15 protein-coding genes and 1 pseudogene are annotated in these 23,883 nt (G+C 40.9%); 9 read left to right on the top strand and 7 right to left on the bottom strand.

From position 1 onward, the window contains the following. Positions 1 to 108: 108 nt before the first annotated feature. The 4 genes from HH214_RS07585 to HH214_RS07600 all read left to right on the top strand — a co-directional run bounded on the left by HH214_RS07585 (position 109) and on the right by HH214_RS07600 (position 3,302). Positions 109 to 1,164, top strand: coding sequence for an AI-2E family transporter (locus HH214_RS07585; protein WP_169606748.1), 1,056 nt, complete (start codon positions 109 to 111; stop codon positions 1,162 to 1,164). 808 nt (positions 1,165 to 1,972) lie between these two features. Continuing rightward, positions 1,973 to 2,278: an ArsR/SmtB family transcription factor gene (locus HH214_RS07590; protein ID WP_169606749.1), complete on the top strand. Its 306-nt coding sequence runs from the start codon at positions 1,973 to 1,975 to the stop codon at positions 2,276 to 2,278. A gap of 12 nt (positions 2,279 to 2,290) precedes the next feature. Continuing rightward, positions 2,291 to 2,782 (top strand): SRPBCC family protein, encoded by a 492-nt coding sequence (locus tag HH214_RS07595; protein WP_169606750.1) that lies wholly within the window; start codon positions 2,291 to 2,293, stop codon positions 2,780 to 2,782. Between the two features lie 25 nt (positions 2,783 to 2,807). Continuing rightward, positions 2,808 to 3,302: an SRPBCC family protein gene (locus HH214_RS07600; RefSeq protein ID WP_169606751.1), complete on the top strand. Its 495-nt coding sequence runs from the start codon at positions 2,808 to 2,810 to the stop codon at positions 3,300 to 3,302. Between the two features lie 637 nt (positions 3,303 to 3,939). Here HH214_RS07600 and HH214_RS07605 read toward each other — a convergent pair. From HH214_RS07605 to HH214_RS07620, 4 genes and pseudogenes are all read right to left on the bottom strand, one after another. Then, complete coding sequence (locus HH214_RS07605) at positions 3,940 to 5,520, bottom strand: TROVE domain-containing protein (RefSeq protein ID WP_169606752.1); 1,581 nt, start codon at positions 5,518 to 5,520, stop codon at positions 3,940 to 3,942. 172 nt (positions 5,521 to 5,692) lie between these two features. Then, entirely contained in the window at positions 5,693 to 6,208 is a 516-nt protein-coding gene (locus HH214_RS07610) for a hypothetical protein (protein WP_169606753.1), read from the bottom strand. Positions 6,209 to 6,319: 111 nt separating this feature from the next. Beyond that, positions 6,320 to 7,156 carry a hypothetical protein gene (locus tag HH214_RS07615; protein ID WP_211166328.1) on the bottom strand — a complete coding sequence of 279 codons (837 nt, stop codon included), beginning with the start codon at positions 7,154 to 7,156 and terminating at the stop codon, positions 6,320 to 6,322. A 69-nt stretch (positions 7,157 to 7,225) separates the two neighbouring features. Beyond that, positions 7,226 to 8,680 (bottom strand): annotated as a pseudogene (locus HH214_RS07620) (RtcB family protein). Between the two features lie 99 nt (positions 8,681 to 8,779). Between HH214_RS07620 and HH214_RS07625 the strand changes: the two are divergent. The 5 genes from HH214_RS07625 (at position 8,780) to HH214_RS07645 (ending at position 20,096) form a co-directional block, all read left to right on the top strand. Then, a complete protein-coding gene (locus tag HH214_RS07625; protein ID WP_169606754.1) occupies positions 8,780 to 9,841 on the top strand; it encodes a helix-turn-helix transcriptional regulator in 1,062 nt (353 codons plus the stop codon). A 922-nt stretch (positions 9,842 to 10,763) separates the two neighbouring features. Next, entirely contained in the window at positions 10,764 to 12,680 is a 1,917-nt protein-coding gene (locus HH214_RS07630) for a hypothetical protein (protein ID WP_169606755.1), read from the top strand. Further along, positions 12,677 to 15,964, top strand: coding sequence for an RHS repeat protein (locus HH214_RS07635; RefSeq protein WP_169606756.1), 3,288 nt, complete (start codon positions 12,677 to 12,679; stop codon positions 15,962 to 15,964). The genes HH214_RS07630 and HH214_RS07635 overlap by 4 nt, the downstream gene beginning before the upstream one ends. A 74-nt stretch (positions 15,965 to 16,038) precedes the next feature. Beyond that, entirely contained in the window at positions 16,039 to 19,587 is a 3,549-nt protein-coding gene (locus HH214_RS07640; protein ID WP_169606757.1) for a DUF6443 domain-containing protein, read from the top strand. After that, positions 19,584 to 20,096, top strand: a complete 513-nt coding sequence (locus tag HH214_RS07645; protein WP_169606758.1) for a hypothetical protein — start codon at positions 19,584 to 19,586, stop codon at positions 20,094 to 20,096. Before HH214_RS07640 ends, HH214_RS07645 begins: the two co-directional genes overlap by 4 nt. A 130-nt stretch (positions 20,097 to 20,226) precedes the next feature. On the opposite strand, the gene HH214_RS07650 is transcribed toward HH214_RS07645, so the two are convergent. The 3 genes from HH214_RS07650 to HH214_RS07660 form a co-directional block, all read right to left on the bottom strand. Continuing rightward, positions 20,227 to 21,252, bottom strand: coding sequence for a S66 peptidase family protein (locus tag HH214_RS07650; RefSeq protein WP_169606759.1), 1,026 nt, complete (start codon positions 21,250 to 21,252; stop codon positions 20,227 to 20,229). 112 nt (positions 21,253 to 21,364) lie between these two features. Beyond that, the gene (locus HH214_RS07655) at positions 21,365 to 22,282 is read right to left on the bottom strand and encodes a DUF4397 domain-containing protein (protein WP_169606760.1); all 918 of its coding nucleotides are present in this window, start codon (positions 22,280 to 22,282) and stop codon (positions 21,365 to 21,367) included. Positions 22,283 to 22,299: 17 nt separating this feature from the next. Beyond that, positions 22,300 to 23,877 (bottom strand): SusD/RagB family nutrient-binding outer membrane lipoprotein, encoded by a 1,578-nt coding sequence (locus HH214_RS07660; protein ID WP_169606761.1) that lies wholly within the window; start codon positions 23,875 to 23,877, stop codon positions 22,300 to 22,302. Positions 23,878 to 23,883: the final 6 nt, after the last annotated feature.

Genomic DNA, 23,883 nt, shown 5'->3' on the forward strand with positions numbered 1-23,883 from the left:
TTGTTTTTGAAACTTTGCTTTTGAAACTAAAAACAACCTTGATGGTTGGTAGTTAACCTTAAGTTAATACAAATGTCTGTTAAAAGTTAACATTCCTGATTGAAAACTATGAGCCCTGAAGACAAAAGCAAAGAACCAGTGGACTGGGCCGTGTACATCAAAAAGACATGGATCAAGTGGAGCATACTGGCGCTAATCGCCGTGTTTTTGCTGCTGTTTAAAGCCATTGTCAGTATTATCCTGCTCACATTAGCCAGTGCGTTGCTGGCTATTTATTTTTACGGTTTTACAGGGCTTTTACAGCGCTACCTGCACTTGCCGGCCAAAGTAAGCCTGATTGTTTCGGTAACTTTAAACCTGTTGCTGCTGGTTGGTTTCTTTTGGTTCGCCGGTTCCAGGCTCGAGTCGCAGATCACGCAGTTGTCTGACACTCTGCCTTCCACCATTCAGCACGCCCAGTCGCAGTTGCAGCAATCTGCTTTGGGCAGCAAGGTGTTGGATTACATCAATTCCAGCGGAACCGGAGGTAAAACCTCTGCTTTCGTGAGGCATTTCTTTTCATCCAGCTTTGGCGCCCTGAGTGATTTGTATCTGATTATCCTGATTACCATGTTCTTTGTAGCCAGCCCTATGATGTACAAAAGAGGAGTGGTGCACCTGCTGCCGGAAACAGCGAAAGACAAAGGGGATGAGCTGCTTGACCAATTGGGTGATGTGCTGAAAAAATGGATTAAAGGACAGATTATCGGGTTTTTCTTTATTGCTGTTTTTACCGGTTTGGGTTTGTGGGCGCTGGGCTTGCCTTTGGTATTCACCCTGGCGCTGATTGCTGGCTTTCTCAACTTTGTACCTAATTTCGGGCCTATCATCGCCGTTATTCCCGCCACGCTGCTGGGTTTGATGCAGGGGCCAACTACGGCTTTACTCACTTTCGGGTTGTACACCCTGGTACAGGTGATACAAAGCGCCGTTACACAGCCCATTATTCAAAAAAGAATGATCAGCATGCCACCGGTGCTTACCGTAGTAGCGCAGGTAGCTATGGGCGCACTAACCGGCTTCTGGGGCGTGCTGCTGGCTACCCCGATTGTGGCCATTGGTATGACCTTGGTGCAAGAACTGTATGTAAAAAAGCAAACTTATCATAAGTATCCGCTGAACTAAGCGACATAGTGTTGGCCCGTCTGAACTTCTCCGTAGTAATTTCAGGGCAGATTCAAGCATAATTTAGTAAACACTATTTGAAGTTCCGAAGCTACTAAGGCTACGAATCATACTTGATTACAATTCATCCTGATTGTTGATTCGATCTCTTTCCCACTGCTTACTTGGCCGAATGGTTGCCTGATTAATAAGGAAGCCCTCCCTACAATTATTAGTATTGCTATGGGTGTGCTAGTAAATAACATGGACATAAGAATTGCTTTTGTAAGGGCGAGCTTGTTGAGCAAATAATGCAGCTACTGCTGCGCTTGGTAATAACATCGGGGCCTTAAACTGATTTTGTTCCTGAATACCTTTTTGAAGATACACCTTGTTATAGCTGTATATTTGCTTTTTATCAATTTGAAAATAGTTTCATCTGCTCATTTGGGGAAGAACTCTCCCAGCGCACAACATCTTCCCTCCCCAATCTAACTTTCGTTAAGTCTGTAATGGTGCTAAATAAATGGTTACTTAATGAGGTAAATCACCTACGAGCCTGTAAGCTATCCAAGCTTAAATTTTTGATAATGTCAATGTGTTTTTTATTCCGCAAAACCATCATCGAGTTAAAAGGTGTCAATCAAAAATCCAACCTCAGCGTGTAACAATTGAACTTGTCACCGGAATATTTTTCACTACCATTAAGTCTAAATTGAATTTTGCGGTCCATAACTACCCAGGGTATTCATGATGAAATTAATTTCAAGTTGATTTGTGCAACTGAACGATTGCATCTATATTTGCAACTAATCAGTTGCATATAATTATGAGACGTGATATTTACCAAGCCATTGCCGACCCGACCCGCCGGGCTATTTTAACCTTGCTCATGGCTGGCTCCATGACCCCTAATGCCATTGCAGAGCAATTTGCAAGCAGTAGGCAGGCGGTTTCAAAGCACTTGCAGATATTGACGGAGTGTGGTGCACTAACACAAGCGCAACAAGGTCGTGAGATCTATTACTATTTAAATGTTCAGAAAATGAAAGAGGTAGATCAATGGCTGGCCGCATTCCGCAAATTATGGGAAGACCGCTTTAACCAATTAGACAACTTATTAGAAAACTTATAAACCCAACCAATTATGACCAACAATTTTGTTTTTGAAAAAGACCTTTCTGCAAAGAAAATTCATGTTGTACGTGAGTTTAATGCACCGATTGAAAAAGTATGGAAAGCCTGGACAGATCCGGACTTGCTCGAAAAATGGTGGGGACCAAAGCCCTGGGTGGCCAAAACCAAATCGATGGACTTTAGAGTAGGCGGTGCTTGGTTGTATTTTATGGAAGGCCCAGAAGGTCAAGTGCACTGGAGCCATGTAAAATTTACAGCTATTGAAGAGGGAAGCCGTTTTGCGGCTGATGCTGTGTTTTCGGATGAGAACGGCAACTCGACGCCGGGTGCGCCAGTAGGACATTGGGATAACCAATTTATCGCCATAGGTAGTAAAACTAAGGTGGTGGTAAACCTGAGCTTCGATGATGAAGCAACCATAAAGATGATGGTGGAAATGGGCTTTGAAGGCGGCTTTACTATGGGCCTGAATCAACTGGAAGAATTACTGGCTACAGCATAATTGTATTTATGTAAACTTAACCATTATGAACAAGAACTTTCTTTTTAAAGTCGACTGGACTGTCAAAAGAATTTACCTATCGCGCGAATTTGATGCGCCGATAGAAAAAGTTTGGAAAGCGTTTACAGATCCTGAACTGCTTAAACAATGGGCCGTGCCAAAAGATTGGACGATTCAAGACCAGACTTGGGATTTTACAGTTGGCGGCGTATCGACTTATCTCATGATTGGCCCCGAGGGCGAACGGCACTGGATGTATGATGAATTTACTACGATAGAAAACGGCACCCGTTTTTCATCTATAGGTATGTATTGTGATGACCAAGGTAACCCGAACAGAGAAGGGCCAAAATCCTATACAGAGAACAAATTCTTTTCCATCGAAGGTAATAGAACCAAGATAGAAGCTACTCACGTCTTTGATGATGAAAACACCTTTAAATGGTTTGCGGAAGGCGGCTTTATAGAAGGTTCTGCAATGACTTATAACCAACTGGATGAAGTGTTGACTTCGGAATAACCTTAATTTCTTGCCCGGAACTATTTAAGCGGCTTCTGTCTACTATTGAACGTCGCTTAAATAGTTACCTAAGCTAGGTAACGAACTGATTTGCAAATCAAAACAGAATTTTCGTGACAGCAATACAGGAGCTTTCTGCCGTTCAGCAGCATGCAGTATTAAAAAGCGATGTTGCAAGCACCGTGAGTTTCAGGGTTGTATACCCATTAGGCTAACAGATAAAGCAGCGGAGCAGATGAACTGGCGACCCGAAGTAGCGTACATCTACGCCACGTTCTTTATGACAAGGTAGGTATAAATTCTTTTAAGAAGGGCTACAAGCAACAAGTGACTATTTCCTGCTCTACCAACTGAGCTACAAAAGCGTACGGTAAACTGTGACACTTAAGGCCGGGTTCGAAACGGCGACTTGGGAGGTAAAAACTCGAAGTAACACTTATTTACGGCACCTTCTTTAAGATAAGGAGCAACAGGCGATTCAGGCCGGGGGAACCGCTTTTGGGACTCGAACCCACAGCACGGCTTGCACCACACTGCCCTCCCCCTTCCAATGCTAGCGAAGTAACCCGTTTCTACGGCATCCTTATATTTTGATCTCTTTCAAGGTATGGGCCAGATTGTAGCGGCCCATACTGTATTATAATTCTGTCTTTTGTATTTCGGTAATAGCCGAGCCGCCTTTATCTAAAGCATCCAGTACTTCAAATATTTTATCGCTCCAGCCGGCTATCAAGTATACTTCATACTGCTGTAGCTGTAATGGCGCTTGTCCGTAACCTCGCAGGTCAAACAGGTATAGTTTAGCATCAGGAGCTACCTTTTGCTTATACTGTATCCACAAGGATTGTATATGGTCATTATTGCCCATGTTGTTCCATAACTGACAATCGGTAAACAGCATTACTTTGTCCATTTCTACTCGCCTATTCAACAGGTCTTTAATTACCAAGTAACCATTCGTGGCGTAGCCTACCTCACCTTCGCGTTTGTAAAACTCCTGCACGTTGCCCAATATGTTATTACGTGGCACAGCAATCGTTTTCCACTTGTCGCCAAACATGCCCACCTGCACATTTTTGCAGCGCGATTGTAACAGCATGGCCAGCATTAAACCAATATCATACAACAACATTTTTGATTTGGCAAATATGGGTTGCTGCATAGAACCAGACACATCACAGGCCAGCAACACACGGGTATTAAAGTTAAAGCCTTTAATATTGGCTGCACTAACCTGTACAGCTTTCTCCAGCGCTTCCAATACCTCTCCAGTATAACCCATATTGCCGTTCAATAATAAACGACTCACTTTTTCAACTAAGCTACGGCCTTGAGGCTCGGCTTCTATATTCAGCAATTCACGATAAGCCGATAAATAACGAAATGGAAACTGTTTAGCTTTAACCACCTGTTCGGCAGATGAAAGTATTGAACATACCTTTTGAATGTGCTGATAAGATACGCCAGCTTCCATTATATTGCGCAGGTTACGCAACATAGCCATGTAGCCCAGCTTACCGCTGTCAATCAGTTCTTCCCACTTTACTTTAAAAGCTTCAAATTTGGCTTCTTCACTGTCAAAGCTCAATTGGCCCAATCCTGATAGTTCAGTTTCCCAAGTATAAGGCGTTTGCAGCGAGCCATTCACTATTTTGTTAAATAGTAGTTGCTGCAACTCGTCTTTTGCTTTAGGGTGAACCAGAAACAAGGCATCACGCAATTTGATCTCGGCAGGCCGGTTATACTTGGCAAACTGGTATTCGTCAAACTTATTGAAAGCCGCCGATAATCCTTTTTGCAGCTGCTTACTTAGCTTGTTCAGCTTTTTAGGGCCGGAACGCTGGTTGAGTTGCTGGTAGCAAGCTAAAAGCTCGGTAATTTCATCAGCACGGTTAATCACCTTATCCGTTACACGGGCAATCAGGTCATCACCCGAATGAATTTTGGCCAATTCGGTTACTAGTACCAGTGGTACCGAACGCATATACATTTTAGTACGGGCGTAAACCGCCAACTTACCTACAAATACCGGGTTGCACTTGCCGATTAGTGTACGCAGACGCTTTAACCGGTCTTCGTCCTTTTCATAAAACGAATCATTAAGCGACCAAGTTACTACCGTAGTGTACAACTCCATCTCTGGCGACATAGCGTAAGCTTTGGCACCCTCATGGTTTACCAGTGCTTTTTTTGCTTTGCTTAACAGGTTGAATTTCATGGAAGCCTCCTTTTTGTGATTTGTTGATACAAAGATTGGAGGCTACTGCGCAGCCTTTTTGCGTAGTAAAATATATTTTTAATAATTTTTTACTGCCATTGAAAACTTTTAACACTACTAAACTTAGTGGTAAAAATTCTGCCATTAAGAAAACTATGGTAAGTAAGGAAACTTAATTGTTTAAATAAGCACTATCACCTTGTAGTTCTTTAGTATCAAAGCTTTCCCAAGCAGATTGAATTTGTCGCATTTTAAGTAAATACGGAATAATAATAAACAGCTCAAGCCTGAAGCTAAAATTGTGCATTCCTGCTGTTTGTGGTATTATCCATGTATAAATCATTGCAAAAAGGCAAATAGCAATACTCAATATAGCATCAACTTTAGCGGTCTTTATGGCCCAATCTTTTTCGGTCCATAAACCAAATGCAACCAATCCTTTGTACAAATAAATAAGTATCAAAAATAAAGCAGTAATTGACAATGGATTGTTTGTTGATAAACCTAACAATGAAATTTGAAACTTAAATTTAAGTAATCCCATGACAACTATTACAGGAACTGCGGCCCCAAATACTAAGAATATCCAGGTAAATGTTAGCACCCACCAAGGAAGTAACTTTCTTCTTCTTGAAATTTGTAATAAACTGATGGTTTCATTTTGAAGGTTTAGATTATCTTCGGACATAATGATTAAGTTGAACGATTTAAAAATAAATTATTGGTAATTTATACGCAAATACTTTAATCATTGATATTCATACCCATCAAAGTTTTAAAATTCACTTTAAGAAGGTATTTATTTAGGATTGTTTATCATCCTTAAAACAGCATGTATAGTAGATAGGTAGAAATAAAACATCCAACTGTACCATATCCCTTTGTCATAATTTATCTTCTGGTCATTGTTGTGATGTCGAATCCCAAAGTTGTTGGCAATATTAAAAAGATCATTTTCATCTTTTTTATTCAAATAACTTTTTAGCTGTGGACGTAAAAACTCCAAAACATCCGCCAGCTCTCTAATAGCATTCTTCCTGTCGTCCAATGTCGACTTATATCTTCTAAATTTTATGACAGCATTGTTTATTTTGTCAGCTATATTTTCTTCATCCTCAGCTGGAATCTTAGCATCCAAGAGTGTAGAAAGCCCTGTGTCTGAGAATACCAAAATTTCACCATCTTTTGAGATTTCGAATCCATTCAAGTATTCTTTCAAAATTGGATTTAATGTTTGCCGAAAATATCTTTTGCCTTCTTCATCATCAAACGTTTCGTAGTGCATACCACATTGATTCCACTGGTGATATGTGCCGCTTAAACCTTTAGATGAATGATCATGCAGAAATTCGATCATATCAAAAAAGTCATCCTCAGAGTAGTCAGGCAAATTTTTGCATATTGGATATAAATTTTCCTTTCTTAAATTTATAAAAATGATTGATTCAACATCTCCACCCAACTTACCCTCAATAAAACCATCGGAGCAATCGATGCCAAAATATTTTTGAAAGTATCCTTCGTTATTCAATTTGTTGTAGGCTATTTGAAATAGCTTCTTCAATACATCAAAGTTCACTTTGCTTTCCGGTGTTATTTTTCCAGTTCTAACTGAGTAATAATCTCGTACAATCATTTTGTCTTCTATTATATTGTTAATATACAGATAAAATAAATATTACTTAGGTATATTAACATACGATTCCTAACCCTCTGACCTTTCCTTTGGATCTGCCATCCGCACAATCCTCGGCTGAAACTTTGCTAACACATCCACCAAATCGTGCTGTGCGGCCATTACAGTATGGATGTTTTTATACACCATTGGCGCTTCATCCAGATCAGAGCCCAACAAGGTAATCCTTTTGTCCAGCAATTCGGCAGCCACCAAGTCTCGCTTAATGGTTTTAAAAGCCGCGCTCCGGCTCATTAAACGCCCGGCACCATGCGAGGCAGAGTTGATCGATTCGGCATTGCCTTTTCCCCGTACTACAAAGCCTGGCGTACTCATGCTGCCCGGTATAATACCCAGCACACCTTCACCAGCCGGGGTAGCACCTTTGCGATGTACCATCACTTCGGTACCATCGGCCAGTTGTTCTTTCCAGGCGAAGTTGTGGTGGTTTTCAATTCGCATCAGCGGCTCCAGCTTCATAGCCGCAGCTATCTTATTATGTATTTCGTGGTGGTTAGCACTGGCATAATCACCGGCCAAGTTCATGGCAATCCAGTACTCCTGCCCTTCTTCGGCATTCATATCCAACCAAGCCAGGTGCTTGGCTTCTTACGGCAGCTTAGTCTTCATCATGGCCATTTCTGAGTAATAAGCTGCAATACTCCCCCCAAATCCACGCGAACCGGAGTGCGATAGCAAAGCCAGGTAATTACCGGATGGCACGCCTGTCAGAGCACCTTCTTCAACAGTTAATTCGCCCCATTCTACAAAGTGATTACCCGTACCCGAAGTTCCTAACTGCTTGTAGGCTTTATCTTTTAACGCACGAATTTGCTTGGTAGCGCTCCATTCGGGCCAATCGAATAAAGTGGTATCGTGGTGGCTTTTGGTTTCGCTACCCATACCAAAATGCGTATTGTTTAGCAGTAGGTTTTTCAGGTCGTCCTTTTTGCTATCAATGGTTTCTGCTGGCAAGTCAAAAATGCTCAAGCACATACGGCAGGCAATATCTACCCCTACCGCATAAGGTATAATGGTATCTACATGGGTAGCTAGCACACCACCTATAGGCAATCCATAACCATGATGCGCATCAGGCATCAGGGCACCGGCCACAGCTATAGGCAATTGTATAGCTGTTTTCATCTGTGCCAGCGCCCCGGGTTCAATATTTTCAATACCATAAACCGGAAAATTAGCTATCTCTTTTTTAAGTTCATGTACCGAGCGTTGTTGCTTTACAAACTTGCCTTCTTTGCGTAGTTCAATTACTTTTTCGGCCAGATTTTTAAACTTGCCGCCTTTTTTAAGCGCGTAAGGCATGGGCTCATCAATAAGAGCTTCCAGGTTGACCAGTATTTGTGGTTTATCCATCACGTTGTGCTTTAACAAACCGTTGGCTACCCGGCTAAAGGTAACCAGCAGTTCCAAGTCGGTTACACCTAAATTGCTGATCTCACCATTACTTATTTTCTCTTTTTCCATAACTTCATTTTTGATTGACGATGCAAAGTAGAATAACCAATGCGCAGCCTTTTTGCGTAGTAAAAAATATTATTCATATTTATCAAAATATTCAACCTTATGCCTGTCAACCGTAATGCCTTAATTCGTTACCGCACCATTGATAACTGCTTACGCAATCGCTATAAAAAATGGACATTGGAGGATTTAATTGATGCTTGTTCAGATGCCTTGTACGAGTTTCAGGGGATTGACAAAGGCGTAAGCCGCAGAACTGTACAGGCGGATATTAAAACAATGCGCAGTAATAAACTGGGTTACGAAGCACCAATTATTGTAGTAGATAAGCGCTACTATACCTACAGCGACAAAAACTATAGCATTACCAATATTCCACTTAATCATCAAGATATGCAGGTGCTCACCGAAGTATCAGATCTACTCAAACAGTTTAAAGGTTTTAACCACTTTGCCGACTTAAACGAGATGGTGAGTAAACTGGAGGATAAAATTTATACGCAAAAAAATCAAACCCAACCTGTAATTGATTTTGAGAAGAACGAGAACCTGAAAGGACTGGAATGGATTGAAACTATCCGTAAAGCTATCGTCGCTAAAAAAACGATGTGCGTAACTTACCAGTCGTTTAAAGCGCGTGAGGCGAATACGTTTTGCTTTAGTCCGTACTTATTAAAAGAATATCGTAACCGGTGGTTTGTGCTCGGTGTATCGCATGCGCGCTATTCGCCTTTGCTTACGCTGGCACTTGATCGTATCCAGACGCTGGAAGAACATGCGGATGCCTACCGTGAGAATACCATCATTGATTTATCTACCTATTATAATAACTGCATTGGGGTAACTAAATCGCCCAATCAGAAAGATAGCCAAGTGGTATTTTGGATTGATAAGGAGAGTGCGCCATATGTAATTACCAAACCGCTACATCATACTCAGCAGATATTGAGCGAAGAACCAGATGATAAAATTTTAAGCATACGGGTAATACTTAATTTCGAGTTGGAAAGAGAATTATTGGGCTTTGGTGCTAAGATAAAAGTACTCGGACCAAAAATTTTGGTCAAACAGATAAAGCAAAATTTGGCCAAGGCACTGAATAATTATGAGCTTATGGGTGAAAAAGAAGAAAAAACATTACAAACCATACTTCCTGAAAACTAATACAATAGTTTATCTTTAATGCTTGATTTTCTAACGACTCATGACCTACTACAGTCAAAGCCTGATGATTAAACAAGTCAAACAAGGAACTGAATTGCACAGGTTTGTTCCCTTTCAACTCGGAGAGTGTAGTGTTAGATACAACCAGGATTATGCTGCAACGAATAAAACAGCTTACATTCGATTGGGCTGATTTTGCATTTGAAACAATTTTTATCTCTACACGAAATTATATATCTTAATTAAAGAAGATACTTTAAAAAATATGAAGTTACACTACTCTTTTTCTTGCTGAACTCATCGGAACTGGTGAGGTAATGTATTGCTAAATGGATTAACAATGGTTGTATTTATAAAAGGCATTAAGACAAATGTCTATTTTGATTACAATAAATTGCTAAAAATATTAGGAAATATCAAACCTAAGTTTTATGTTTGCTTACTCTTTCGAATTACTCTCTAATTCAAAGCAAAACTTCAGTTTTTCTAGCATTGTAAAAATTAAAAGTCTCATTATCGAACCTATGTTGCGTAGTACTTTGCTGTTAAAATTATCTCAGACTATGTAACAACCAAAATTATTCACGTAAATAATTTTAAGGATACTGTTTCTCAAAGATAAAAAAACAACATAAGTTATGCCGATAAGCATATAAATCATAAAGTAAATTAATAAGGTATAATTAAAATACTTCACCAAAAGATGTTCCGTCAACATCATACTGAAAATGAACGCTCTATTGAGGAGCAATACTGCATGCTATAATTACATTAACCAGATTCCATTACAATTTAATCATCACATGAAACCCCATCCTGACACCTAACTTGTGTTTTAAATTCAACTCATCATTTTACTTTTCACAAGAATGCTTTCTACACATTCTTACCATTCAACATTCTTTTAACAACTAAATTCTTTATGAAAAAATTTTTTTTCTTAATAGCTTGCCTACTGGCTGGCTACAACTCTCGTGCGCAAACAGATATTCCCCAAGTTAATAATGCTGGTCCGATGGGAGGCGGCTCTTGGCTTAGATTTCTAAGTGGCGGCGATAAAACTTCTATTCAAGAATATTATGGATTAAACCTGCTGGGAACTGATGTCCAACCTATCAAAGTTGCAAACACTAGTTTATTAATCGGCTATCCATCAGGTGCAAACCAAAGCTTTGCCAATGGTAATGCCTTTATTAGTGGTAGTGTAGGTATTGGCACCATGAATCCAGTTTCTAAACTGAGCGTATGGGGTGATAATGCAACGCTGTGGGGCTTAGCCTTGGGTTGGGGAACCAAGAAAGCCATTATTACTACGGATGATAATACCAAACCACTAGCTTTCCAGATAGCTGGCAATGATGCTATGACTATCAGCCAAACAGGAAAGGTTGGCATTGGAACAACAACACCAGAAGGACTACTAAGCTTGAAGGGTCCATCTGGTGGTGGTCTACTTAGGTTAACGCCAACCGTCGAGAATGGTGAAGCTAGCATAGGTTTTAATACACATACTTCAGAACAGGACTATAGCAATCAATGGGTTATTGGATCTGGTGCATGGAATAGTGGTGAAAAATTTGTTGTTGGCAATCCAAACAGTGGAGGTCCAATAATGACGTTTTTACCCACAGGCAATGTAGGTATTGGCACAACATCACCCGATGCCAAACTCGTGGTAGGAGGCTCTGGACTCATTGGTAACTTTTCTAACTTGGTAGATCAGGATATTAAGATCTCTGTTTCTGCACCTGGTGCTTCTGATAAGTACTCTCTAATTGCACCATCCATGTCAACCAACCTTGCTTTAGGTGTAGGAGGAACGGAGAAAATGCGGATTAACAGCAACGGTAATGTAGGCATTGGTAATCCCGACCCACAAAGTAAACTAGATGTATCTGGTGACTTAACTATCCGCAATTTGTCTAATACATCTAACGCAGGTGGAGTACTACGATTTACGGGGTACGACAGGAATTTTCCTGGCCCATCGGTGAGAAGCAGCCTAATTTATGCAGGTGAACATAACTATAGCAAACTGATTTTAAGTTCATATTGGGATGGCAACAAAGATGAACTTGCCTTATCCAATGGCAATGTGGGAATAGGAACCGACAATCCATTAAGCAAATTAGTGGTTAACGCAGGTGAGAATAACAAAGGCATAGAGATATCGGGGGCTAACTTTTTCAGTGATACTAAAACTCATTACTTTCCTGCTTTAAGTTTTTATGCAACTAAGGATGCTAATCGACCTAGTAATGCTTCTGCTGAAATAGTTTTTAGTGACCGCCCTGGCACTTATGGGTATCCGGAATACGCCCGATCATCCGACATGCTTTTTTATACTTCCCACTCTTATAATAGTGCAATCAACGACTATGGCATGTTCCCGGATTTGTCGATGATAATTAAATCAACGCAAGATGGTGGTAGTGTAGGTATCGGTACAGCTAATCCTGACGCCAAATTAGCTGTAAATGGCACTATACATAGTAAAGAGGTTCGTGTGGATTTAAACAACTGGCCTGACTACGTATTTAAGTCATCTTACAACTTAAAATCATTAGCTGAGGTCAAATCCTACATTGATCAAAACCACCATTTGCCGGATATGCCATCTGAGCAGGAAGTAGCCAAAGAAGGTATTAACCTGGGTGAGATGAACAAGCTACTTACCAAAAAGGTGGAGGAATTGACTTTGTATTTGATTGAAAAAGATAAACAGATGGACGAACTTAAAATCAATCAACAAAAGAAGACTAATAAGCTACAAGAAAGTCTTCAAACTCAGCAGCGACAGATTGCGGAATTAAAAACCTTATATAGCAGCAGAAAATGAACATTCTAAATTATGCTTCTTGTAAAGTAGTCACTGTAATACTTACTTTACTGTACTTTGCCGATCTAAGTAAAGCACAAATTCCAGATCGTTTGCCACAAATCATTCCGCCTTCTCCTTCTGCGCAACAATTTCAAAAATACATTGATTATCCTATTGGGCATTTTACTGGTATACCAGACATTAATATTCCGCTTTATATTATTAAAGAAGGTGATCTGACTATTCCAATTACGCTAAGCTATCACGCTTCTGGCACAAAGCCATCAGATCCCAATGGATTTGTAGGTATGGGCTGGACACTGAACAATGGTGGTAGAATCACCCGGACCATTGTAGGAAAAGCCGATGAGACAAATTTGGTTCCTGTCCCATTTAAGTCCAAATATGACTTAGATATAATGACATCGGATAAGCGGAATATACTAATGGATTCATGGGCTCAGGACAACTATGATACCGAACCAGATATTTTTTCCTATAGTTTTAATAATCATTCGGGAAAATTTGTCTTAGGTCGCGACGACAATCGCACACCGCTATTACTTCCCTATAAACCAATTAATATTTCGTTTCATTCTGGTGGCTTAGGACCTATAATTTATGATGAAAACGGTTTTAAGTATGAGTTTGTTGGCACCGAACTGGCAGATCAAGGAGGAGTTAACACCTGCTGGGATGTTAACAAGATTACATCAGCTACTGACCCCAATAATTATATTACATTCAGCAGCGGTTCATACCTGCATGAATATACCTCGAATCGAACCGACTATGCAATAATTGACGACATTGACGATAATGACCCGATTTGGAAGCCTTGTTACGGATTTGATAGTGAGGGCTACAGAATGCAAAAAACACAAAGTGAAGTACTGGAGCATTATGGTCCTGACTTTGGATTTAACAGTACAGTAAACTACACTGAAAATGTTATCTCAAAAATAAAGTTCAGAAACGGTGAAATTAAATTCATTCCTGATGCAAGTACAGGCATGTTACAGCGAGTAGAAATTTACAATAAAGCCGGTACTATATTACAAACCATTGAATTTGAATACAGCAATAGGAACTTGCGCTACCTACTTAAACAAGTCGGTTTTTATGATGCTGATCATCATTTCATCAATCATTATTTGTTTAATTACAATAGAGAAAATGGTGAAGTACCTGGAGCCTTATCGGCTAATACGGATTATTGGGGGTATTATAACGGCTCAATGCCGACGGGGAATAATGCTGCAGGCGCACTGATGCCAGCTTGGACAATACAGGTGAATCCAGCCTCACGGGGCTATGTAACGCTTGGACAAAATGGTCGAAAAACAGATAGTACTTACATGAAAATGTTTGTACTCAATAAAATAACTTACCCTACAGGAGGTTATACGACATATGATTATGAATGCAATAAATCTATCGCAAACTTTGGAAACGGAAATTACTTTGTAGGATCTGATGTAGGCGGATTACGGGTGAAAACAGTTACTCACTATAGTGCACCAGGCGCAACGCCGGAAGTAAGAAATTATGAATATATGATTCCTGCTATGGATTTTGTACCGGGGAATATAGAAGATTACTCATATTCCATACAAGGTTATTTTCCTGAAGTGAATGATCCAAATTATAACTACATCGCTTCGTTAGACATGCCTTTTCGCAGAAGATACATTTACAGTGATCCGCTGTTCAACATCTGCCCACATGGCAGTCCGGTAGTTTATCAGCAGGTAGCTGAATATATTGGTGATGGGCAGCAGAATGCAGGTAAAACGGTATATTCCTACGATTATTCGCCAGCAGAGAAAACTACTTACGAGAGTAACGGGTCTACAGCTTACAACGAAGGCTCTGTTATTTATAAGCAGTATCTTAAACCTTTTCAGGATTGGACATCCGGGAACCTTACTGGGATGACTCATTATAAAAACGACAACGGCAATTACTCGATAGTTGATGAAGAAGATTATGACTATACAGATATTTTAGGTGACGCCTTAAGTGCTCTTAAAATTGATCGATATGTGGAGTATGCCTCTGATAGCTATAACTGTGGTTCGCTCAGTGCAAATAATCTGCAAACTTATGATAGTTACTTGGGCTCAAGGGTGAACTCTGCTTACAATTATGGCGATTATTCCATCACTTCAGGGCAGCACAGGCTTGCCAATAAGTATACATTCAAAGATGGTATAACTACCACTATTAACTATCAATATGATAACCCAATTCATGTACAGCCTACCAAGGAAACGATTACTACAAGCAAAGGTGATAATATTATAACCGTTTTGAAGTATCCTCATGATTTTGCCGGAAGCCAACCTTATACTGCTATGGTCAATGATCAGCATAAATGGACTCCCATCGTTGAGAAATTAGAGTACAAGAACTCTACGGATAATTTTTTACAATCAACAAAAACAGACTACAGCTTTTGGAACAGTGGCCATTCTACCTCTACTGTTACACAACAAATTTATCCTCAAAAAGTATCTACCAAAAAAGGTGCAGTAAGCAACGATTATGTTCCTCGCATAAACTACCAGGGCTACGACGAAAAAGGAAATGTTAGATCAGTTAGTAAAGCAGATGGTGCACCTATTACCTATTTGTGGGGTTACCAGAAGGAGTACCCAATAGCTCAAGTCACAGGAGCTGACACCAGCGAGGTCTATTACAACAATGTGGAAGAGAAAACAGATTACCCCGCCAACTACGTGATGCAGGATAACGCTCGCGCTCACACTGGCCATTATTCGGCTCGTATTACCAACACCGATCCGGCTAAGGAAGCTACTTACCATAGTAATACCTGGCTGCAAATTGATCAGCATAATAAATCCCGTAAGTTCCGCTATTCAGGCTGGGTATATAGTGACGGGCCAAGTATAGACCTGTTTTTATTTATGATGAAGCCAGGTGAGCAAGCTTACTATTCGTATGTAGATAATGTGAGCACTAATCAAACTGGCCATTGGGTTTATCTTGACAAGGTGTTTGAAGTTCCTGCAGATGTGGTTCAATTAAACCTAAGAGTAGATAATAATGGAGCCGCTAATGGCGGCACTAACATCTGGTTTGATGATCTGCGCATCTGTCCTGCGGATGCCCAAATGACCACTTACACCTATGATCCACTAGTAGGCACCACTTCCGTAACAGATGCTAAAGGCGAAACACTGTATTACGAATACGACAGCTTTCAACGTCTCATCACCATTCGGGATCGTTACGGCAACGTAAAATCTCACTACGAATACAACTACGCCGGTCATTAATTAACCGGTACAAATACCCTTGCTGCTCAGCAAGGGTACTCCTCTATTCTTAAATCTTATTAACTCGAATTTTCGTGAACAATCTCTTTATGCCTAAACCCAGGTGTGCAGAGCGCTTGCTTTCCACACTGGTGCTTGTACTGCTTTTAAGTACAGGCAAGTTACAGGGGCAAACCTTACTGGATCCTAATAGCAGAACAGGTACTTTGCCTGCTGGTCAGTACTCTCACCCCTATAATATTTCACTCAAGCACGATTTCTCCTTTTCAGCCACGCCAGGCAACAATCTGCAATTACTGATCAAGGCAGAGGCCGACTGTCAAAACCTGAACACCACACCCAGCAGTAACCAGAATTATGTGATTACTTACGTCCCACGTGATAGTACGGTAACTGACCTTAGCACCAATGGGCTAAAAAACCTTTCTAACTGTAAAGTCATGGCATCCATTGCCTACTTTGATGGACTGGGCAGACCCTTGCAAAACATTCAGGTTAAGGGTAGTACTAATGGCTTTGATGTGGTGCAACCTTTTGTTTATGATGCTTATGGCAGAGAATCCCAAAAGTTTCTCCCCTATGCAGTTAACAGCACATCGCCTGGCAGTTACCGAGATAACGCTTTAGGTGAACAAGCCGATTTTTATTCTAACAGCTATTATGGACAAAGCTTTGCTCATAATGATTTTCCCTGGACACCCATTGTATTTGAACCATCTCCTCTGAACCGTGTAGTAGAACAGGGAGCACCAGGCTTAGCCTGGCAACTGGCTGGTAGTACTGGTTCACCCGGTGTAGATGGACATACTACAAAAACTGCGTATGGTACCAATGTTGATTCGGAAGTTAAACTCTGGCAAGTGAACAGCGATGGCAATGGAGCGAACTGGAATAATAATTATTACGCAGCTGGCCAACTCTATAAAACCACCTTTGCTGATGAAAATGCCCATCAAACCATCGAGTATAAAGATAAGCAAGGCCATGTGGTATGTAAGATGGTGCAGAAAGACAACAACGGTAATTCTGCAGCCACTTACTACGTGTATGATGATTATCAGAATTTGGCTTATGTAATCCCTCCTGTTTCGCAAGGCAACTATCCGCAAAGCTTTGGAGAAGCTGATAATGTATTTCTCAATTACGTTTATGCCTATCATTATGATGGAAGAAACCGGGTTGTAGAAAAGAAGTTACCGGGTAAAGGCTGGGAATTTATGGTATATAACACCTTGGATCAAGTTCGGCTCACCCAAGATGCAAATCAACGGGCACTACCTCATCAGCAGTGGACGATGATCAAATACGACAACTTAGGTCGTGTTATACTTACCGCTATTTATCAAGATCCGAACTCGCCAGGTGATAACAATCTGAGCAATCCAAACCGGGAACATCGTTTATGGTTTCAAGACTATATCAATTCTGATTTGGTACTATGGGAAAATAGAGATAATACCTCGGCAACAGGCTATACAAATTCAAACCGGATCAATGTGGATATAGCCGCTTATTTAACTATCAACTATTATGACGACTATAACTTCCCAGGTAAACCATCTAATTACTCAGCATCAGCCAGTGGCATAAGCAACAACGTAAACGGACTGCTTACCGCCTCAAAAACGGCTATTCTAAAGTCTGACGGCACGTATGGTGATATGCTCTGGACCGTGCACTACTATGATACTAAAGGACAGCTTAGAGAAAGCTATGTGCAGAACCATGCCGGCGGTTATGACCATACTGTAAACGATTATAGCTTTACAGGTAAGCTTACGCAAAGTCACCGTACGCACAATACGCAATGGGTACAAGGCCTGGTGATTAATGCCCGTTATGATTACGACCACATGGATCGTAAAACAAACACCTGGCAAAAAACCGGAACAGATGCAAGTGCCGAAGTTTTACTGAGTCAGCTTGCGTATGATGAAAGTGGTCAGCTGCTGCATAAACGTTTGCACTCTACCAACCAGGGCGGCAGCTTTTTACAAGATGTTGTTTACGCCTACAATGAACGTAGCTGGCTTACCAATATAACCAGTAATCTGTTTGCCATGCGGTTATACTACAATGCCGGCGATAATGCCCAGTTTAATGGCAACATTGCTACCCAATATTGGGGTACGCCAGGCAACCTGGATAAACGTTATGTATACTATTATGACCCGATGAACCGGTTAACGGCGGGTAATAGCGAAACGGGTAACAGTGAAAACGGGATTGATTATGATGATTTAGGCAACATTCAGCATTTAACCCGAACCGGCGTCATGAACCCGGGTACCTTCACTTACAACTACAATGGCAATCAGCTTAAATCAGTAAGCGGACTTACGCAGAGCGATTATAATTACGATGCAAATGGGAACATGACCCACGATGGCCGAAATAGTACCGATGTAGCTTACAACATGCTTAACCTACCCCGGAGCGTACCCGGCAAAAACTTAACTTATACCTATGATGCCGCAGGCCAGAAACTTAACAAAAACAATGGATCAACCTCAACCGACTATATAGCCGGTGTACAATATGAAAACGGCGACTTAAAGTTTGTGCAAAGTGAAGAAGGCCGTGTATTAAAGAATGGTGCCGATTTAACCAATAACTGGAATTACGAATACAACTTAAGCGACCACCTCGGTAACAGCCGCAGAACATTCGACCAAACCTCGGGTACAACAGCCAAACAGGTAGATGATTACTACCCTTTTGGTTTAGAAATTAATACTGCTACAAGTGGAGCTAAAAACAAGTACCTTTATAACAAGAAGGAGCTACAAGATGAATTAAACCAGTATGATTATGGCGCAAGGTTCTATGATCCGGTGATAGGACGTTTTAGTACTATTGACAGGTTCGCTGAAAAATATGCTGCTATGACACCTTACCAATATGGTGCCCTTAATCCTATCAAAAATATAGATATGAATGGCGATAGTGTTAACTTTACACTCGTTCAGAGGTATGATAAACAAAATAGCACTAACATAACACAAAATGTAAAAAGTGATCTTAATTCGGAAACTGGACTTTCTCTATCTTATGATAAAAATGGACAACTTATTTACGACAAAGATCCTATATATGGGAATGCAATTGTAAATATGGAAGATGATGGGTATGGTGGCTTGAGAGAAGTGGGAAGTGCCACGGCGAGAGATGCTTTAACTAAGGCTATAGATAATACCACAACAGCTTATGCAAAGGTAGCAATTAATTCATCAGCAATTGTTGGTGGCAATTTGATAAATCTGGATCCAACACAAATAGGAAAATTCATAGCTGGTTCAACTAATATAGATTCAAGAACATTGGGTTTTGGTATGACTTTTTTACATGAAATGTTTCATTCTATTCTAGGTGGTGGTTTAGTAGATCCTCCACTTAGTTCCGGTTTTGGCCCAACTGGGGCTACTGTGAATAAAATGAATTTAATTAGAAGTGAACTTAATCAAAAAGGAGCTAACTTTGGTCAACGAACATCATATCAGGCAACAGAATTTTTTCCAGGAACACCGCCAGCATATTTACCTTTTAGTAACAACTCCTTAAATTCTTTACAACGAGGAATAGTACCAGCGAACACTGATAAATTCATTAAGTTTATTCCATGAGTTCGAAAATGCGACAATTTAGATTGTTAATTGCCTTTTCTTTGTCATTTGCTGTAAAAACTTCCGCTTTGGCTCAGAATCAACGAGGATATTTACAAGCGTTTAATTACTTGCAAAAAAACCATAAAGGCAAGCAGTTGGTTACTGTTGATACTTTGATACAGGCAAATTTCTCTTCCTTTTATAAAGAGTTAAGTAAAGATTGGAAACAGCGACCCTCCACAACCATCAAGATACTTGATAGTCTAGACTACTCTTCGAAAGAATATTTTAAAGCAGTAGTTACACTTGTAAGATTAAATGTAACAGGAACTAAACCTGAGTATCTGATTTATTTTTCAAGTATAAAAAAACATCTACTTGTTGCAGAAATCATTACTAGAAAGGCAGGGTATAGCTTAGCTTACAATGAGCAGACCTATTTCAATCATGGTGAAAGATACTTGTTTGTTTTGGATAGACATTTAAGGATAAAAAGTATTTACAAGAAGGTTATACAGTATAATTGAACTGAAATATCCATTTACTGGCGGAAGTATATGGCACAAGTGCAGAGTAATAAATACTTGTGCCATAACTAATGCAAAATCAAGCCCAGCTACCAAGCTGGGCTTTTTCTTATCTATACACACTGACCAATTATCCCTGTACTTCCAATTGTACACCACCTACAGTAACCTTTAAAGTATATGGTACACCACACCTTAAAGCAAAATTGTTCTTTTGATGTCCAACCGGAAAATCAAAGCAAATGGGATAACTAAAATCTTTTACTTTGCTGAGTACAATGTCGCTTAAGGTTTTTCCAAACTCTTCGCCTGGATCGTCGGGTTTGAGTTTAAAGCCGCCGACAATCAAGCCCGCCAAGCGGTCTAGTTTGCCGGTACGTTTAAGATTATAAAACAACCGGTCAATGTTGTAGGCGTATTCACCGGTATCTTCCACAAAAAGAATTTTTCCTTTGGTATCTATATCTGATACAGTTCCCGCCAGGTTAGCGATAATGCTTAGGTTGCCACCAACTAGCGGCGCAGTAACCGTTCCCAGCCGGTTAAAAGCGGAAGCCGGAGCCTGATACCGCAAGCGTTCGCCGGTAAGCGCTTGCCTGATGGATAAGATGGTTTCTTTTTGAATAGGTTCCGCCAAATTCCAGTTTTCAGGAAAGCTGTTACACATTTTACTGTGCAACGTAGCGCAACGGCAGTTGCTATGAATATGGTTGTGCAAAACCGTAATATCACTAAAGCCAATCAACCATTTAGGGTACTTTTTAAACCGGTTAAAATTCAATTGGTCAATAATCCGTACAGCACCGTAGCCACCACGGGCACACATAATGGCTTTAATGTGGGGCTGGTCGAGCATGTATTGCAAATCGGCGGCGCGTTCCTCATCGGTGCCTCCCAGGGTGAAGTCCCTCTTCCCTACTGTTTTGCCTACCTCTATCTGAAAGCCCCAGCTTTGCATTAACTGAACAGCTGGCTGAATATCCTCTAGCGAGATGTAGCCTGCCGGACAGGTAATCCCGATCACATCGCCGAGTTGTAAATATGGCGGTATCTTAATCTGCTTCGGCATAACTTCCGTTTCAGCTTCCACATTTTTTAAGGAGGATAAAGTAACCGCTACCGGAATTAAGGTAGAAAGGAAATGCTTGCGCTGCATAAGAGAGATTAGCTTAAAGTAAAACGCCAGCCATATATTGTACCAATGTGCTACAATATATGGCTGGCGTTTTTTATCTGTTCATCAGGCATGAGTTGCCGATGCTTACTGGTTATTTGTTAGTATAATAAGTTATACCCGCCGGATTGAAATAGATTTCTGGGTATTTGGTAGTGGGGTCACTAACCGGAAGCGTAGGTCGGGTGCTTGCTTTCAGCGTAATGCCGGTACCAGGCACAACGTAATCGACAGCCAAACCACGACCAATAATGGTGTAATAACGGCCTGGTGCCAAGGCAATAGATGCAGATACAGTGCCCAACTTGGTAGTAGTACCTGTTAAATACAACTGAAAGGTATAAGCCGTAGTACTGGATGAGTTAACATCAACCGAAACAAAATCAGTCACGTTGCCATAGCTGGTATTACTAGTTAAAACCCGGGAGGTAGCTGTACCGCCTGTAAGGGTGTAGGTTGCTGATAAATCAACCGGTGCACCGTTGGGTATTAGGTATGCCAAACGAATGTAAGCTTTGTTACTTGCGGCTGCCGGAAATTTATCCTCCACTATTTTGGTAGTTAAAGCATTGATAGTAGCTCCCGGTAAACCCATAGTGAATACAGAATAAGCACTGCCATTAGTTGTAGCTTGCGTCACGTTGCCCACCGTAGCGCCTGGTGCTACAGTTTGTACACTTTTAAGAGCCGGTACTGGTATGGAAGCTACAATTTTTATAGCCGTACTACCGGGTGCAACCACAGCATAGTTACTGCCCGGAAACACGCCTAAGTAAACGTACCCGGTACTGATAGAGGTAGCCACGGCATTATCAGTAACTGAAACGGTAGTTAAAGGCGTAACTTTAGTATTGTTGATATAGCCATCCAATGCAGGTACGCCCGGTGCGGCATGAATTAGTTTAATTTGCGCCCCTGTAGCCACATCGCCTACCTGGGTTATATTATTCTTTTTACAGCCAACAAGTGTCGCAGCTAGCAGACTCAAAGCTATGTATAAGGTTCTTTTCATTTTTATGGAATGATTGCTTATGGTAAAATAAACCAAGGTTTTTTGGTATGATAATCAGGATCCAAGGCACCTATACTTTTCAGAGCCGGAACATTCCAGATGTATTCTGAATTGTAGCGCGGCCTAAGCAGATACACCTGCTTACCTGCATTATCAGGATACAAAGTGCCAGGTACCGTAAATCCTTGAAAAACGCTCGCATCATACTGGTATCTGCGCTCATCAGCCCAAGCTTCAAGCGGGTTCCATAAAAACAACGCAATAAATTTCTGCTGCAAAATATCGCTTAGCTTTAAGGCCGCCGCCGATTGTGGCACACATGCACTTTTCAGATAGTTGTTGATAGTTACATCAGAAATATATTTCTGGGTACCTGTAAGCGAAGAACTAATGGGTGGATTGCTTGCAAAATCTAAGGCATTTGTTACTCCTTTTATATAAGCTTCATAAGCGCCACTCATATCTCCTTTCTTATAAAGTGCCTCAGCCTTCATAAACTGTAGTACAGGATAAGTCATGAGCACAGCTCTGGAGTTATCATTAAATAGGTATTTAGCTGCTGATGTACTTGAAGTAGCTGTAGTTGCACCAACAAACTGCGGTATAGCGGTATTTACATCGGCGGTGTTAGGATCTCCCAGTGGCGGAACCACACCGCGGTAAGCGCCATCTTTACTGGCCACCAGTAACAAAGGCAAACGCGGGTCGATAGTAAGATTTTGCGTAGTGGAACCCGTAAATACACGCCCGTCCAGCAAGCGAACTATATAATCAGACTGCCGATAGTTGGTCAGATTACCACGGGTTGGCCCCCAAAAGTTGGAATCGCCCGATTGTGAACCATTACATTGCACACTGGCATTATCAGCATTACTGCTAAATGAGCTATCTACATACTTTTTAACTAAATCTGGGTTAAAGGTTGATTTGTTACTTTGATGTAAAGCATTCTGTGCTAATATAGAGTACACAAACTTTACCCACCTGCTGCGGTCGCCAGAATACATATAATCACCTTTAGCCAAGCTGGCAGAAACAGGGCTACCATCAGTTTTAATAGCCAGGTTCAGGTAGTTTAAAGCCAATTGGCAATCTTTTACTACTTCAGCATATACATCTTGTGGTGTATCGTAATCAAAAGTAAGTCGGTTTGGGTCAAATGCTTCTTTAACAATCATGTTGTTATACATATCGCCGCCGGTTTGCCAGCCCCAAGCACGCAAAGCCCAGCCCACGCCAACATAATCATACTTTTTATTGGCGTTAGCATCCTGCCACATCAGGTTCACGTTCTGCCCTAAACTAAAGTAAACTGTACGCCACATCTCGCCGCCCGAATCAGAACCTGGTGCATAGCCTTCTTGATCCCAAATATTATTTGCGGTTGCATATCCCCATATCTGTGCATACTGGCCAACGTATCGGCTATCGTACCAAACGCCACGGGCCATGCCTGCCAACATAGGCGGCAACAAGGTACTGGCATCTACACTGGTAGGTGCATTAGGATTAGTGTTAATATCAATATATTTTTTACAGCTGCTTGCCAGGCCCAAGGCAAACAGTACTGTTAATGAGTATATAATTTTTTTCATCTTGTT

The sequence above is a fragment of the Mucilaginibacter robiniae genome (assembly GCF_012849215.1).
GTDB lineage: Bacteria > Bacteroidota > Bacteroidia > Sphingobacteriales > Sphingobacteriaceae > Mucilaginibacter > Mucilaginibacter robiniae.